The sequence below is a fragment of the Aquipluma nitroreducens genome (assembly GCF_009689585.1).
Classification (GTDB): domain Bacteria; phylum Bacteroidota; class Bacteroidia; order Bacteroidales; family Prolixibacteraceae; genus Aquipluma; species Aquipluma nitroreducens.
Genome location: NZ_AP018694.1, coordinates 4,330,605 through 4,345,974, shown reverse-complemented (window position 1 = coordinate 4,345,974; position 15,370 = coordinate 4,330,605). Strand labels below are relative to the sequence as shown.

15 protein-coding genes are annotated in these 15,370 nt (G+C 41.6%); all 15 read right to left on the bottom strand.

Annotation, left to right across the window (positions count from 1 at the left end; translation table 11 throughout):
- Positions 1–7: 7 nt before the first annotated feature.
- Entirely contained in the window at positions 8–1,285 is a 1,278-nt protein-coding gene (locus AQPE_RS18210) for a 4Fe-4S binding protein (RefSeq protein WP_318347922.1), read from the bottom strand.
- Entirely contained in the window at positions 1,275–1,787 is a 513-nt protein-coding gene (locus AQPE_RS18205) for an ORF6N domain-containing protein (RefSeq protein WP_318347921.1), read from the bottom strand. Before AQPE_RS18205 ends, AQPE_RS18210 begins: the two co-directional genes overlap by 11 nt.
- Positions 1,788–1,793: 6 nt before the next feature.
- The gene (locus AQPE_RS18200; RefSeq protein ID WP_318347920.1) at positions 1,794–2,399 is read right to left on the bottom strand and encodes a 4Fe-4S dicluster domain-containing protein; all 606 of its coding nucleotides are present in this window, start codon (positions 2,397–2,399) and stop codon (positions 1,794–1,796) included.
- Positions 2,389–2,601, bottom strand: coding sequence for a hypothetical protein (locus tag AQPE_RS18195; RefSeq protein WP_318347919.1), 213 nt, complete (start codon positions 2,599–2,601; stop codon positions 2,389–2,391). Before AQPE_RS18195 ends, AQPE_RS18200 begins: the two co-directional genes overlap by 11 nt.
- A 175-nt stretch (positions 2,602–2,776) precedes the next feature.
- Complete coding sequence (locus AQPE_RS18190; protein ID WP_318347918.1) at positions 2,777–3,742, bottom strand: NHL repeat-containing protein; 966 nt, start codon at positions 3,740–3,742, stop codon at positions 2,777–2,779.
- Positions 3,743–3,747: 5 nt separating this feature from the next.
- A complete protein-coding gene (locus AQPE_RS18185; RefSeq protein ID WP_318347917.1) occupies positions 3,748–5,166 on the bottom strand; it encodes an outer membrane protein assembly factor BamB family protein in 1,419 nt (472 codons plus the stop codon).
- 72 nt (positions 5,167–5,238) lie between these two features.
- Entirely contained in the window at positions 5,239–6,465 is a 1,227-nt protein-coding gene (locus AQPE_RS18180; protein ID WP_318347916.1) for an outer membrane protein assembly factor BamB family protein, read from the bottom strand.
- A gap of 41 nt (positions 6,466–6,506) precedes the next feature.
- On the bottom strand, positions 6,507–7,745 hold the full coding sequence (locus AQPE_RS18175; protein WP_318347915.1) for an outer membrane protein assembly factor BamB family protein: 1,239 nt from the start codon (positions 7,743–7,745) through the stop codon (positions 6,507–6,509).
- A gap of 50 nt (positions 7,746–7,795) precedes the next feature.
- On the bottom strand, positions 7,796–9,010 hold the full coding sequence (locus AQPE_RS18170) for an outer membrane protein assembly factor BamB family protein (protein ID WP_318347914.1): 1,215 nt from the start codon (positions 9,008–9,010) through the stop codon (positions 7,796–7,798).
- A gap of 468 nt (positions 9,011–9,478) precedes the next feature.
- The gene (locus tag AQPE_RS18165) at positions 9,479–9,868 is read right to left on the bottom strand and encodes a response regulator (RefSeq protein ID WP_318347913.1); all 390 of its coding nucleotides are present in this window, start codon (positions 9,866–9,868) and stop codon (positions 9,479–9,481) included.
- A gap of 159 nt (positions 9,869–10,027) precedes the next feature.
- Positions 10,028–10,597 carry a hypothetical protein gene (locus tag AQPE_RS18160; protein WP_318347912.1) on the bottom strand — a complete coding sequence of 190 codons (570 nt, stop codon included), beginning with the start codon at positions 10,595–10,597 and terminating at the stop codon, positions 10,028–10,030.
- Positions 10,598–10,771: 174 nt separating this feature from the next.
- Complete coding sequence (locus tag AQPE_RS18155; protein ID WP_318347911.1) at positions 10,772–11,767, bottom strand: GRP family sugar transporter; 996 nt, start codon at positions 11,765–11,767, stop codon at positions 10,772–10,774.
- 26 nt (positions 11,768–11,793) lie between these two features.
- Positions 11,794–12,783 (bottom strand): nucleoside hydrolase, encoded by a 990-nt coding sequence (locus AQPE_RS18150; protein WP_318347910.1) that lies wholly within the window; start codon positions 12,781–12,783, stop codon positions 11,794–11,796.
- Between the two features lie 30 nt (positions 12,784–12,813).
- Positions 12,814–14,439, bottom strand: a complete 1,626-nt coding sequence (locus AQPE_RS18145) for an ADP-ribosylglycohydrolase family protein (protein WP_318347909.1) — start codon at positions 14,437–14,439, stop codon at positions 12,814–12,816.
- Positions 14,440–14,455: 16 nt separating this feature from the next.
- Positions 14,456–15,364: a ribokinase gene (gene rbsK / locus AQPE_RS18140; protein WP_318347908.1), complete on the bottom strand. Its 909-nt coding sequence runs from the start codon at positions 15,362–15,364 to the stop codon at positions 14,456–14,458.
- Positions 15,365–15,370: the final 6 nt, after the last annotated feature.

The following is a 15,370-nucleotide window of genomic DNA, read 5'->3' as shown; positions in this document are numbered from 1 at the left end:
CCTGGCTCTAAGCCTCTTTCTTCACCGGGCAATAATCCATGCATCGTCCGCAGCTCAGGCAATTCGTTTTATTCGGCTCCCAATCATTACGTTTCCTGAATTTCGACAGATTAATCAGGCTTGTTCCAATGACCACACCCATGAAACCGCCTAAAATCCAACCTCCCCAATAGAACTGACGACGAATAGCATCGGCTTCCTGAACCAATTGTTCGGTCGATTTTCCGGAGCTCATAAATGTTCGGACATCAATATTTTTAGGATCATTCTTCACTTCGGGATGTTCAATGATTTGTTCGGCCAGGTAAACCGTTTGATTAAAACGCGACAATGGCACATGCATCATTGAACCTGCAAATCCACCGATTCCGATCCACAATGGTAGAAGCACAAAATAAGTCATCAGGCGATTCACATTGCTACGACGTTTTCCGGTTTCAACCACTGGCTCGTCAATGGCGCCAAACGGACATGAATTAGAGCACAATTTACACTGAATACAGGCAGCGGGTGTGATGGTCATGTGGCGCGATGAAAATTTAGACATCCATCCCAGCAAAACTCCATACGGACAGAAGAAACGGCAATACGGGCGGGCAACAAACACGCCAACGGCCAGAAATAAGATGCCAAGAATTAACATGTTGTATGGTGCATCGAACCGGAATAGTCCGACAAACGGATCATAACGGCAGATGATAAATTCGGATTTGGTAGCTACATACAAAATGGCCAGCCCAAGATACAAATACGGAATTAATCCCAATACTTTCTGAATCCATTTGGGCAACTCGATAGGTCGGATCGCAACAATATCCTGAATGGCACCGAGCGGACAAGCTCCGGCACAGAATGTCCTTCCGAAGAAAAGTGAAAAGACGAGCGGCAAAAGGAAAAATAACAAAGCTGTAAATGGGATCGCGTAAGTCGGATCGACCATTCCCAAAACCACATTCTGAATAGAACCAATGGAACAGATACAACCTTCGCGGTAAAAACCGAAATAAAACAAGGAAAATACCGAAGTCCAGAAAACACCTTTACGTGAGCGTTTTTTCAGTACAAACCAGGTAACTACCGACAAAACAATCAGCAACACCAACACATCGAAATATTGCAGAAGTAGAAATCTGGGTGATGGCGCTGTAGTGTGCGGCTGAACGTAACCCGTATCAAATTCAGGTTTTGGAAACCGCTGCTTTGCTTCGGCCGCCCCAAACGATTGAAGAGACATAAAAAGCATTACCGAGATAATCAGAAAATATTTTTGTAGTCTATTCTTCATTTTTATAGCCTATTCGTTTACGCTGTTTCTGTTCTGTTTCCTGGTTGTCTTTCTGAAGCAAATAAGTAATGGCTTCATATACATCCTTAAATTGTTTGTCGTATTTATTCTCAAGCTCCTGAAGTTTTTCAGTCAAATCCTTATGAGTCATAGCATATTGCCGTACAAAAACGAAAGCTCGCATAATGGCAATGTTCGTTTCAATCGCTTTATCTGAATTAAGAATCCCACTCAACATTGCAACGCCTTGCTCGGTAAAGGCATAAGGCAAATATCTTGTGCCTCCTCTACCCTTTGAGGTTTCAATTTGCAACCTCAAAATATCCCACTCTGATTTTGCAAGTTGAAACATAAAATCAGAAGGAAATCTTTTTATATTGCGTTTAACTGCCAGATTTAAGTTCTTGGTTTCAACATTATAGAGTTCTGCCAAATCAGAATCAAGCATTACCTTTTGGCCGCGGATTTCATAAATTTTCGTTTGAATTTTCTCAAGTTGCATAGCTGACTATCCTTTCTTCAAATTATCCTTATTCGTTCCACCTTTCGTAAATCCGCCCTTAATCATGTATGGTGTATCGGCCGGAACACGCTGAAAAGCGTCCGCCGGACAAACCCTTGCAATCGAACAGTCGTTGCAATTTTTACATTGATCGTGTCTCACCTGCAAATGCAGCGAACCATTTCCGAATGAAGTGCAACCAGCCACGCACTTGGCACAGCCTATGCACAGGCTTTCATCAATCACATACTCAAAGTAGGGTTCTTCGATATATTGCCGCTTAATAGCAGCGGTAGGACAAAGCTGATTTTCGGCAGCCGTAGTACGAGCATTCGCATCGGGTTTTAAGTAACCACCACATAAATCGCAATAGCCGCACAAATCGTAGGCATGAACACATTTTACGGCCGAAGGAGTCATCACGCATTCGTCGGCGCAACGACCGCATTGCACGCATTTAAACGGATCGATCTGCCAGACCAAATCCTTCGAAGTCGATTTCAGGAGCGAAACACCGGCTACGCCACCGAGCGAAACAGCCAGCGCCATCTGCATTCCGCTTCGGAGAAACCGACGCCTTTCTATGCTTTTTGGTTCTTTTTTATCGCTCATTTTCCTGATATTTCTTTGCCTTGTCCAACGAGCAAGTCGTTAGTTTCTGGCATTTTTTACAAAATTGATTATCAGCACAACCATCCAACTGCACCCTGTCTTTGGCCAGCAAATAAGCTGAACCTCCCACCATTGCCGAAAGAAAAGTAAGTTGTGCTACTTTCCTGAAAAAATCACGTCTGTTGGTTGTATTCTCTTTCATTTTCCTTTTTCTTTTCTGCGTTTTTCCTATTCCGTCCGAAATATGACAACAGCCATTTTCAATATTTACGCTCGGACGGTCTGTTTATTTCTTATCATTCCCCGGGGCGTTGCCCCGGGCTACAAATATTTCGCCCTTCCAGGGCTATCTCGAAAACGAACTCATTAATTTTTTCTTATTCTTTTTTCTTTTCAAAAATTCGTACCTGCTGACGTTCAAAATCAAGAGCAATCACACGCTGTTGCTCATCTACTGCAATATCGGGAGCCAATGAACCGCTGAAAGCCGCAGGAGGCGCCACAACTCCAATAAATTGTCCGTGCTGATCGTACAATTTGATACGAGGCATACCTTTTTCACTGGTTATAAACGAATTATCGTTCAAAATTGCGAAATGCGCCGGATTACAGCAACCACTAAAACCTTCAATCTTGAAACTTGTCACACCCCAAGATGTTCGGAGCGAGCCATCCCTATTGTAATTTTCGAATGTATGCCGGCCTGTATTTGCCGCCCACAAAATGCCATTATCATCAGTTGCTACATCGAAATAGGGACTTGGAATCACGAATCCGGGTATTCCCTTTTGTTCGTCCTTCTCCCCTATTTTCTGAACAATCTGCCCATTGGTATTGCACTGATAAACGATCCGGTTTCCGGCATCGGCCACATAAACATTTTCACCTGAAACCGTAATCGAGGTAAATACAGCCCGGTCGCCAAACGAATTCCAGCGTTTTACCAAGGTACCATTCTGATCGTACATCACCACATAATGGCTCATCCCGATCCAAATCTGGCGATTCGAATCAACGGTTACGCAAGTTGCCGTATCAATGATTTGTTTACTGAAAATCTGATTGCCGGAATAATCGAATTTAAGTAAGTGATTGGCGCTCGCCACAATAATGGTTGAATCAGTTGCCGCAATGCCTGCCCAATAATGAGCTTTAACCGGAAAATGAAGCTTCTCCGTATATAAAATTTGGGTGGAATCCACTTTCCGGAATTCATCGATGTTATATTCATATGGATTATCTATATTTTTCCCGGCCTTTTTCCCGATAAAGTCTTTTCCAATGACGACCACAATAGCTAAAGCCAGAACGATCAATACGATATTTACGAGTTTCCGGTTCATCGCGATTAATTTACTTTTACACAGTACATCTTTTTCGCATCACGCAACAATAAAAAACCATCAGCCAAAGCCATTGGAGCCCATGCATCCTGCCCATCGAACAGTTTTTTCTGAGCCAACTGAATGTACTTTTTACCTTCGGGTTTTATCATAGTCAGCGTTCCATCATCGCTTAGCACAAACATTTTGTTATCAGCAATTAAGTAAGGGCCAAGGCCAAAACGACCATCTTTTCCTGAAGTCCAAATTACTTTGGTGACATCTGAAGGGTCAACACAAATCAACTGATTACGCAGTGGTCCGGCATCTTTTGGCTCAATTGCGAGCATCTTTCCGTCCCAAATAACAGGAGTCTGCTGTTCGCAGGCCATTCCTTCTTTGGGGAGATATTGTTTCAAAACTTCCACTTTATATTCGCCTCCCGAAGGAGTTACTTTGATCATCATACTTCCGGCACCATAGCCAGCGGTTAAAAACACTTTTCCATCAGGGAAACAGACAGGAGCAGGAGCAACTACCGCATGATTCCAAGCAGTTGACTGCCAAAGGATTTTTCCTTCATCAGCACCTTCGGCAGAAACACCTATAACAGCGCCAACAGCACTATATACATACATTTTCTTGCCATTCAGTGTCCAGGGCATAATGGACGAATGCGACATTTTTATTCCACCCGGATTCGGCGTTTCCCACAAAACTTTGCCTGTTGCCATATCCACAGCAATCATAACTGAAGTTCCGCCAGGAGCCAGAATTGCTTTGTTGCCATCGATCATTGGACATTGACCGGTAAACCACAGAGGCACTTCTGTCTGGTATTGCTGAACCATGTCGAGCCCCCATACCAGATCGCCTGTTTCGCGCTTCACGCACATCACGTGGCATCGTGGCCCAATGGTAAGGATATAATCGGCATTAACAGCAGGAACCGTTCGTGACATTCCGTGGTTACGTTTCAGGCTCACATTGTACGAACGTCGCCAAAGTTCTTTCCCATCTTCAATTGAAAAACACCGTAAAGCATCTTCACGTTTGGCCTCATCATAATCCATCACATACACTTTACCTTCGTAAATGGCTGGTCCGGCATGGCCTTCGCCCAATTCAACCGACCATTTAATTTCGGGATCGTTGCCAGCCCATGAATTTTTGAGAGGTACCGAATTTTTAACAATGTTGTCGTAATCAGCGCCACGGAATCGGGTCCATGTTCCTTTCAGGTTTGAAGATGAAGTACCAAAAACCTGAAAGTTTTCCCCGATTTTTACCAGTGGGCCAACACTAGCTGAGTCTGCACCACGATTGTCAGCGCCAGGAATACTTTCTGCGAACTGACTGGTCGGATCTTTCATCAGCCACCAGAAAAAGAGGATCAGCAAAACTGCCCCAATGCTCCACAAAATGTATTTGATGTTCTTTTCCAAGATTTTTTGTTTATTATTTTCATCCTGTCCGTTCACTAAAGTGAACGACAAAGGATATTGCTTCAATCAACTTTAATCTTTATTTTTCAAATCATAAACCATCAAACTTTCGCCATGCCGAACGAACAGTTTTCCATCAAAAATAGCAGGATGAGCCCAATGCGGACCTTCACCTTTTGTGATCTTAAATGAACTGATCACATCAAACTTTTCAGGATTTGGCCTGACCAGCGCCAGATTCCCCGATTTTTCTTCGTAGCAATACAAAAATCCATCAGCAGAAATGATCGGGCCTTTGTTGAACCACTTCGTTTCATAAAGGGTTTTTCCAGTATTCCAATCTGCACATATCCAATTTCCGGTTGTATTGGTTATCCAATTTGAGCCAAAAATGTAATTTCCAACTTTTACTACACCACCAATGTGATTATCAAAATCAGGATTGGTCCACTTAACCGAAACAGACCGTCCATCGTCGGCAAGCGTTAACATGATCGCCGGATGATCATAACCACTCGTCAAAAAAATTTGGTTATCAAAATAAAGCGGAGTGTTGGTATTAGCGCCTTTACCAGTTTCTCCGGGATGATACTTTACTAGGTTGAAAGACCAGACTATTTCTCCATTTTCGATGTTTATAGCCATCAAATCATTGGCCGTTTGCGCCAACAAAAGTTTCAATCCGGCTTTTTCGATGATTACAGAGGAAGCATAGGCACGAACTCCGCCTAAGCTTTTGGTTTTCCAAAGCAGCTTCCCATCAACCTTATTTAGTGCTATTACTGAAGTTTCTTCGCCACCAGTCACATAGAAAACGGCCTTATCCGAAATCGCAACCGATTCGGAAATCCCCCAGCGGTGCGGCTCGCCTTTAAAAATAGTTTGCGCATCAACCGTCCAAAGCAATTTTCCGGAAAGAGCATCAACACTAACCACTTGACCCATACCACTTACCATATAAATGCGATTATTTTCAATGGTGGGCGTGCATCGGGTTTCAGGAAAAGTGCGTGCCCAAGCCCGACCGTAAGGTGTTTCCCATTTCTTCTGTCCATTCGTTTCATAAGCCGAAATCACATCAAGCGTATCTTTACGTCCGGTGACAAAAATTGTATTTTTATAAACCACTGGCGACGAATAACCATTCCCAATTTTATCCAGTTCCAGCAAAAGTTTTGGTCCGCTTTCAGGCCAGCTTTTCAGCAGATTTTGATCAGGATAAATTCCAGAACGGTTGAGTCCTCTCCATTCGACTACATCCTGAGAAAAAAGATCGCCCGAGAAAATTATTGTCAGCAATAAAATAGTGAATATCCTCATTATCGTCTCCCAATATCAAATTATGCTTTAATGTTATACACAAACAAAACATCGCCATGCCGCAGATACAACTTCCCGTTTGCAATGAACGGATGCGACCAGAAAGGACCGTTTCCTCCCTGCAATTTGAATGAACTGATTACTTCAAAACTCTGAGGATTTGGTTTCACCAAAGCAACGGTTCCCGTTTTTTCTTCCAGAATGTAAAACATACCATCGTCATAAATCAGCTCACCTTTGGTCAACCATTCTGTTTCGTATTTTGTTGCTCCTGAATTCCAATCCATGCAAACCCATTTGCCTTTGCTGTTGCTTTCCCAATTCGAACCATAAATGAATCCATCCAGTTCGATGAGGCCGTGGTGATGATTATCCAGAACTAAATTGCTCCATTTTTCGGTGACTGATTTTCCATCTTCACTCATCGTTAACATTACATTGCGGTAATCGTAACCCATCGAAAGAAAAATATCAGCTCCTTTAACAACCGGAGTATTCGCCCAAATCAGACCAGGTTGATCCCATTTGGCGCCATCCCAGTATTTGAAAGTCCAGACAACTTTGCCTGTTGCCGGTTCTAACGCGATCAGATTCGTTCCGGTAGCAGCCAGAATATACCGGAATTGTTTGTATTCATAAATGATTGGCGACACATAACAGCGAGGGCCACCAACCGACGCACTTTGCCATACAGGTTTTCCAGTCATTTTATCGAATGCAACGACCGAAGTTTTTGCTCCGCCGGGCGTACAAATCACCTTATCATCAACAATAAGCGGTGATTCAGAAACGCCCCAAATGTGCCATTCTGATTCGTAATCCTTGTCCACATTTACTTTCCAGCGAATGACCCCATCTTCAACATTCAGGCAAACCAACTGGCCGGTTCCACTAATCACATATACGCGGTCGCCTTCAATGGTAGCAGATCCGCGAGTTTCCGGAAATGATTTGGTCCATGAACGGCCATAAGCCACTTTCCATTTGATTTGGCCTTCAGGAGTGATGCACGATAAATAATCGAGCGTATCGATCATTCCGGTTGCGAAAATATATTTATCGGTAGCAATAACAGAGGAGTAGCCTTTACCAATTCCTTCCACTTTTAGTACTAATTCAGGACCAGCATCAGGCCATTTTTTCAGTAACCCGGTATCCGAAAATTTACCACTTCGCTCTGGTCCGCGCCATTGGGTTGGTTGAGCAAAAGAAATTACTACAAACAAAAGAAATGCAATCGCAAGGTTTATTCGTTTCATATTTTTTAGTTGGTTTATTTGATAATCGAAGACAGTATTAGAAAATCGCTTTATTCTGAAATCTGATAAGCAATCAGTGTGTTTCCATGACGCACGTACAAAACTCCATTATTAATTACCGGATGAGCCCAATGCTGCTCGGTTCCCAACGCCACTTTTGTTTTGCTGATTACCTTGAAAGCTGAAGGATTGGCATCGGCCAAAAACAATTCGCCTTTTTCAGAATAACCAATCAACATTTTGTTTGCAGCTATGGCAACACCTTTGGTAACTTCTGTTGAAGTATATTTTTGCGCCCCGGTTTTCCAATCGATACACTGCCAACTGCGATCCTTATCGCCAGATCCATACAGATAACCATCAATTAAAACCGCTCCACCAATGCGGCTATCAAAACTCTTAATTTCCCATTCCTTTGTGACTGAACTTCCGTCGGCGCTCAGTTTAAGTTTTTCGCCACCTTGTCCATATCCACTAAAAACAAACAATCCACCATCGGAATAAATCGGAGTATTGGGGTGAACGGCCCACTGATTGGGATGTTCGAAGCTCCAAAGTAATTTTCCGGTTGTGGCATCAATTCCCAAAACATGGCTAGCTGTGTGGGTAATCAATAACTGACGAGTGGGTAATTTAATAAGTAAAGGTGAGCAATAAGCTGATAATTCGCCTAGCCCGGGACAGCTCCAGATTGGTTCACCAGTCAGGCGATTGAGAGCCATCACGTTGTTCTTTTTTCCACCAGGGGTACAATATAGTTTATCACCATCTACCAATATCGATTCGGTGTATCCCCAGGTAATATTTACTCCTTCAAATTGAGCAATAAAATCTTTTACCCAAACAGGCTTTCCAGTTTTCAGATCGAGGCAGGTTAGTTTTCCATGACCTGTGAGCAAATAGGCTAGATTGCCAACAATTGTGGGAGTTGAACGAACTCCTGAATAGCTTTCGTCAAACTCTTTCCCGTATTTAAATTGCTGAAGTTCTTTTCCATTTTGATCAAGCACAAACAACACTGCCTGCCCATCTACCATTCCATTTATGTATATTTTATTGTAGGCAAAAGCAGGTGAAGAATATCCCTGCCCCAGACTGGCGTACGACCAGAGGATATGGGGTCCTTCCACAGTCCATTGTGGCAAAAGTTTTTCAACGGTGTAAATACCTGAAGAATTAGTTCCACGCCATTGGGTGGCATCCTGCGAATTTGCATGAATTGACAGGGAAATGAATAAAATCAGAAAGACAAATAATGGTCGCATTGGGTCAGCTTAAATTGTTTTTTGTAAAAGTATTAAGGATCGGTCAGTAAAACAACTAGATACGGAATTTAACAAGGTTCTAAATAATAAGATTTATTAACAAATCAGCAACGCTTAGGCACACCATATCGAACTGTAAAGCAAACAGTTAATTGAGAAGTTTTTTTTAGTTCTACTTTAACAGATTAACATTGGTGTTTGATTTTTCTCCTGTTTTACCCCAACACTAAAGGGAGTTAGGAGAAAAATCTGGCTGTTCCCTTCAGGGTTCAGGGTAAAAACAGACAGATTTTTCGAATATATTAAAGTAGAATTAGGCTATTTCAAATCAGATAAATATTCATAGCCAAACGACAAAATAAAATTCAGGAGAAATAATCGAATGGACTGTTCATATAGCCTTGCTGAACCTTTTTTCAGAGCGAAAAAGGTATAAGAAGAGTTGAGAAACGATAGTATTTGTGGGAATTATTTGACTAACGGATGAATAAATTTATTCAACGTTTCGACACGCATTGGTTTTTCAATGAAATCATCCATTCCAACCTCTATACATGATTCTCTATTTTCCTGAAGTTCACTTCCGGTAAGAGCTATAATTGTTGCCCGTTTTAAGGTTTCCGAATCAGTTTCAAATGCACGAATCAGTTTAGTTGATTCCAAACCACCCATAACCGGCATTTGCAAATCCATAAAAATCAGATCGTATGCTTTTTTCTGGTACATTTCAAATGCTTCCTTTCCGTCAGAAGAAACATCGCATTTAAATCCCATTTTGCGGAAAATTAATATTGCTAATCGTTGATTAACCTCATTATCATCAACAACCAAAATTTTCAAATCTTTCAAAATTTCCATATCTACCTTTGTTGATCGAGAAACGTTAAAAAGTTCTATGATCAAATATAGTTAGGCAAAGATAAAGAACTTTAATCAATTACGATATTCTGTGTACTCAGGATTAAATTAAAGTTTAAACTAAAACAACCTCAAAAAACACCTGGCTGCAAAACAAAATTAAGCGGATTTTAATTGTTTAACTGGTTTTTGCAAAGCCTGAAGTTTTTCTAAATCATTAATAAAGTCCATTATGAAAGAGACATAAATTTTCAGATTCTCAGATAAAACCTGTAGGTATTTGCTGATAAAACCTTCAAGCTCATCCTCTCTATTTATGAGTTGTAGTTCATCTAAAAACTCCCACCGCTTTTTCTCGAACCAATGTTCTTTCCGAAGCATTCGCCTGTCACCATAAATTTCGAAATAATGGCTGTATAGCTTTTTCGCATCTTTGACTGAATGATCCGCTATCAATTTTGAAAGTGCAGTTGAATAAGCCCTCAACAAATACCAATAACGATTTAAACTATCGGAAAACTCAACAAGGTATTTAAAGTCAGATAATAATTGGTAGAAATAATCAATGCGACCAGCTTTCAAATGCGAATCAAGCAATTCAAGTTTAATTGGAGTATGATAAATGACGTCTGCAAAAAACTCTTTGGCGAGCTTTTCAGACACCGATTGATCTTTTTTACTAAAAGATTCTTCAAAATAATTCTTAAACGACAAGGTTACTTTCTTCATTTTTGCAATTCCTATTTCAAAGCTAAACCATTTGAAAGTAAAAACCTAGTCATTAAATCAGCCACTTACTAAACCATCGGAATGAACGATCATTCAATTGTTTTGGCTGATCAAAACCTACTAAACAAAATCATCGCATCATAAAATAAACGGAATTCCGGATTGTGATTATTTTCAAATTCCAGCATAAATAATCATGCCTATACCAATTAAAAACATTGAAAACATGGTTACCAGAAGACAAGTCGTGCCTTTTACTCCATGAAACTCTTTCCAGATAAACACTCCCCATAAGGCAGCTACCAGTGTAGCACCCTGACCCAATCCATATGAAATTGCAAATCCCGCTTTCCCGGCGGCAATAATACTGAAAGTCATTCCTATACTCCAAATCATTCCACCCAAAATACCGGTAAAATGCTCTTTGCCACTTCCGCCAAAATATTGGGAATAGGTAACAGATTGTCCTTCAAAAGGTCGTTTCATCAGAATCGTATTGAAAACGAAGTTACTGATTAATATTCCTACTGAAAACACAAATACTGCGGTATAGGGTGTTAAGAAACCAGCTTCAGGCTGTTCCTGATTGGTGACCATTGAGCTTGCGACAAAGCGGTAAAACAGAGCCATCAGAACGCCGCCAATTACCGATAAAACAATTCCTTTTGTCGGAATTTTATGCGATTGTGAAGCTTTTTTGCGATAAGCCACGGCATCAATCACAATAGCAATTGTAATCAATGCAACACCGGTGAACAGCCACATGGCATTTCCCTGCGGACTGGCCATGTAATTAACTATAACTCCCAGTACCAGCGCAATGCCAATGCCAACCGGAAAAGCGACCGACATCCCTGCGATAGAAATAGCTGCCGCAACCAGAATATTGGCTGCATTAAAAATAATCCCTCCCAGAAGAGCATTTCCAACATTACTCATTTCTGCCTGTCGGATATCATCGAGGAAACCTCTGCCCAATTCGCCGGAACTTCCCATCGTAAATGAGAAAATTAGCGACATCAAGAGTATCCCAATGACATAATCCCAATAGAACAACTCGAAACGCCATGACTTTTGCGCCAACTTCTGGGTATTTGCCCACGATCCCCAACACAACATGGTAATCACACAAAGGATAACTGCTAGTGAATATGAACTGACTATATACATGAGGGTTATGAATTATAAGTTATAAATTATTGAGGTTCGTAAAGCATTAAATCGTCCAGAATATCTGCGATCTTTTGATACGGATATTTGTGAACAAGGAAGGAATGATTCGAATTTTTATCCGCATTCCATGAGTTTGATCCGTCGGGATTGCACACAAAAGTTCCGTTTCCAACCACATAAAAATAGTTTTCCGGATTACGTACAGCGCACAAAACAGCAGTATGATCCCACGAATTGCGGTTCTCCGATTTCCGGTCTTCGTAATTCGATAAACAATAGTTGTAAGCCCACTGAACCGGACTTCCTTTAGAGCCCAGCGTTGCCACTTTGCCTCCTGTCATAATTTTCACCCCAATTTCGAATCCGCTGAAAAGAACCGGAGTTGGCCAGTTACTAATCACATATTCAGAAGCCGTGGCATGCCGGTTCACATTAAATTCACTTCCTTCCGGAAATGTACCGGCCATCGCCACCCATTTTTTCACCTTTTTAGCCACCAGTTCTTTCCCTGAAAGCGAACTATTCTTATCGGGAACTGATTTCAACAAGGCTTCAAGATTGGATAAAAATCCAACCGTTACAATGACCACACTTCCATCGGGTTGTGCTGACAATACTTTTCGGTAGACTTCAGTTGCAGTAGGGTAATCCTTGTTGGTTTTCATCTTCGGCAAATAGTTCACAACCAAAGAATCGTTCCAATGATTGGGACATGAAAAGTTTGGTGCATCCGACCCGGGAACGCCAATTGGGATTTCGGGCTTCTGAAAATAGCGGTTAAAAACTTCGAGTGTTGGCGCAATATATGAATATCCGTCACTGGCCATCGTTGCCAAAATCTCGCATTCGCCTTTGGCGGCCAAAGCATGAAGAATAGTAATGGCACCAATATCGTCAAAATCGGGTCCCATATCCGAATCGAAAATAATCTTGACTGGCTGTGCGGATCCAATAATGCCAGAAAAAAACATCAGGAATGCAAAAACAAAAGCGAATCGGGTTAATTGTTTCATCAGTTGAGTTGGCTTAGGTTTATTTATGATTTACTTCTGAAATGAGAACTTATAATTTTCGTTGATTTTGTCAGCAGTTTTAAACACCAATGCTTCAGTAATGTAAACATTTGTGCCGGCTGATTCAGGTCGTTTCTCGCCTTTTACAACAACTTTAATCGTATGTTTTCCCTGCGCCAGATTGGTTATATGATACAGATCCATATTCTCGTGTTGTTGATTCGAATAATTAAAATAGCAGTCGATGCTGCGTTTAAACTGACCATCCACAAAAACATCAGCTTTTCCACCATCTTTAAACCAGTTTCCTGAAATCGAAACACCGGTTCCTTCAAGCGTAAAACTAATCTCATCGCCGGCATTTCCGCTGAATGTGGCCTGAGATCTTGCTTCAAGCTTAGTCGGATCTTTAGGACCAACATTGCTCCAATGTCCTTTAATTTGAACTCCTTCAGTGGCAAATGCGCTTATTTTCCGATCAAACACAAGTTTTGGAAAAGCCACTTCCAGTGCAAATGCCTGTGGTTGTTGAACTTTAATCTTTAATTCTCCGGATGCCGATTCTCCGCCATTTTGAACTGCCAGTTTTTGTGCATAGTCCAAAGTTTTATCCACAGCCTTGTTGAAAGAATAACTGGTATTAATAAATGTTGAATCGCCAATTGCCTTCACCGCATTCTGATACTCAACAGGTAATCCGCTCAAACCCTTGATTACACCTAAAACTGCCATAGCGTTAGATGGGTTGCAATCCGAATCTTGTCCGCAACGGGTTGAGATTTCCATGGTTTTTGCCGGATCGCCATCGCCATAAAGCAATCCCATAACAATAAAGGCTCCATTCAGCTTGGCATCGATATTAAATGAAGTTCCGGCGCCACAAATCTGAACTTTTCCCCATTTGGCTTCCAGTTCAGCCCAGGCTGCGCGCCAGTCAGCTGGATAGTGTTGATGCAAAAGAATAACATCGTTTACAATCCTGGCATAATCACTTTCTGCCGGAATCGAGAGCAATGCTTTATCGATGATTTTGCTGATATCGTTATCGAAATAAGCTTCAGAATAAAGAGCAGCAACGAAAACGCCTCCATAAACACCATCGCCGTAATTCATGATATGGCCAATTTTATCCGCAATCTGATTGGCAGTTGCAGGCATGCCTGGACACATAAAACCAATGTAGTCGGCTTCAATCTGGAAATCAATATCATCGGCATGAAGGTTATAATCGGGATGCCCCGACTGCGGAGGGAAAATACTGTCGTAGTAATTCTTTCGGGCCTGAACATTGGCATGCCATAGTTGGTATCCTGCTTTCGCAAATAACTCCTGAAACTTTTTCGCCGGAGCGTCAATGCCATATTGATCCATTGTCATAAAAAAAGTAAGCTGCACGTAAATATCGTCTTGCCAGATAGAACCCTTCACATCCGAAGGTTTCCATTTGATCGAATCGTCAAAAGTTTTTCCCTGAGCTTTAAATTCAGTTGGAGCGCCATAAGTTACACCTATCATCTTCCCGGCCCAGCCACCAGCAATTTTATCTTTCAGTGTTTCAGTAGAAATTGTTCGCGTATCAGCAGATTTTTGATTGGAGCATGATGCAACTACAATAATAAAAATTGAAACAAACAGAAATGTGAAATACTTCTTCATGAGATATCGTTTATGATTAGTTTATTATTTCTTTCCGAAATGGCACCGACGACTGCGCGCCAATACGAGTCACTGAAATTGCAGCAGCTTTATTGGCGAAGGCTATGGATTCCTGTATTGTTCTCCCTTCAGATAAGGCAACAACCAGCGCTCCATTGAAGGTATCACCAGCAGCAGTAGTATCAACAGCGTCTACCTTTGGAGCCTTTATTATTTCAGATTTTCCGTTTATCAGGAGAAATGCTCCCGCCGCACCCATCGTAATAATTACAATTTCAACTCCTTTTTCGTGTAGAATGGTGGCGGCTTTCATTGCCGACGTTTCATCGGTCACTTTAACTCCTGTCAAGATTTCTGCTTCCGTTTCATTAGGAGTAATCAGGTAAAGATTCTGAAGCAACTCATCCGCTAGCGCAGCCGCTGGAGCCGGATTCAGGATCACTTTCTTCTGTTTCTGAACCGCGATTCGGGCGATGTATTCTACTGTTGGAATAGGTATTTCGAGTTGCATCAAAACAAATTCAGATTCATCAAGTTCGTCATTAGCCTTATCAAAGTCATCCGGGCTTAAGGTTCCGTTTGAGCCGGAAGCGACTACAATTGAGTTTTCTCCTTTACTATCAACAGTTATCAAGGCTACTCCGCTTGGATTCACCAGATCAACTGAAACAAAATTGATGTTGATTCCTTCAGCTTCCAACTGCTGAACGGCTTGTTTACCAAAAATATCATTGCCTATCTTGCCAACAAATGTGACTAATCCACCAAGACGCACAGCAGCAACAGCCTGATTGGCACCTTTGCCACCTGCATTCATTAAAAATCGTCCGCCTAAAATGGTTTCTCCCGGAGAAGGGAAATGAAGAGTTTTGATTACCATATCGGTATTCGAACTACCTACAACGAGAATTTTATTGGCTTTCATTGGGTT

What these genes read in the sequence shown, in the direction of transcription:
- AQPE_RS18210 (WP_318347922.1), bottom strand. Translation starts at nt 1,285, where the DNA reads ATGAAGAATAGACTACAAAAATATTTTCTGATTATCTCGGTAATGCTT.
- AQPE_RS18205 (WP_318347921.1), bottom strand. Translation starts at nt 1,787, where the DNA reads ATGCAACTTGAGAAAATTCAAACGAAAATTTATGAAATCCGCGGCCAA.
- AQPE_RS18200 (WP_318347920.1), bottom strand. Translation starts at nt 2,399, where the DNA reads ATGAGCGATAAAAAAGAACCAAAAAGCATAGAAAGGCGTCGGTTTCTC.
- AQPE_RS18195 (WP_318347919.1), bottom strand. Translation starts at nt 2,601, where the DNA reads ATGAAAGAGAATACAACCAACAGACGTGATTTTTTCAGGAAAGTAGCA.
- AQPE_RS18190 (WP_318347918.1), bottom strand. Translation starts at nt 3,742, where the DNA reads ATGAACCGGAAACTCGTAAATATCGTATTGATCGTTCTGGCTTTAGCT.
- AQPE_RS18175 (WP_318347915.1), bottom strand. Translation starts at nt 7,745, where the DNA reads ATGAAACGAATAAACCTTGCGATTGCATTTCTTTTGTTTGTAGTAATT.
- AQPE_RS18170 (WP_318347914.1), bottom strand. Translation starts at nt 9,010, where the DNA reads ATGCGACCATTATTTGTCTTTCTGATTTTATTCATTTCCCTGTCAATT.
- AQPE_RS18165 (WP_318347913.1), bottom strand. Translation starts at nt 9,868, where the DNA reads ATGGAAATTTTGAAAGATTTGAAAATTTTGGTTGTTGATGATAATGAG.
- AQPE_RS18160 (WP_318347912.1), bottom strand. Translation starts at nt 10,597, where the DNA reads ATGAAGAAAGTAACCTTGTCGTTTAAGAATTATTTTGAAGAATCTTTT.
- AQPE_RS18155 (WP_318347911.1), bottom strand. Translation starts at nt 11,767, where the DNA reads ATGTATATAGTCAGTTCATATTCACTAGCAGTTATCCTTTGTGTGATT.
- AQPE_RS18150 (WP_318347910.1), bottom strand. Translation starts at nt 12,783, where the DNA reads ATGAAACAATTAACCCGATTCGCTTTTGTTTTTGCATTCCTGATGTTT.
- AQPE_RS18145 (WP_318347909.1), bottom strand. Translation starts at nt 14,439, where the DNA reads ATGAAGAAGTATTTCACATTTCTGTTTGTTTCAATTTTTATTATTGTA.
- rbsK (WP_318347908.1), bottom strand. Translation starts at nt 15,364, where the DNA reads ATGAAAGCCAATAAAATTCTCGTTGTAGGTAGTTCGAATACCGATATG.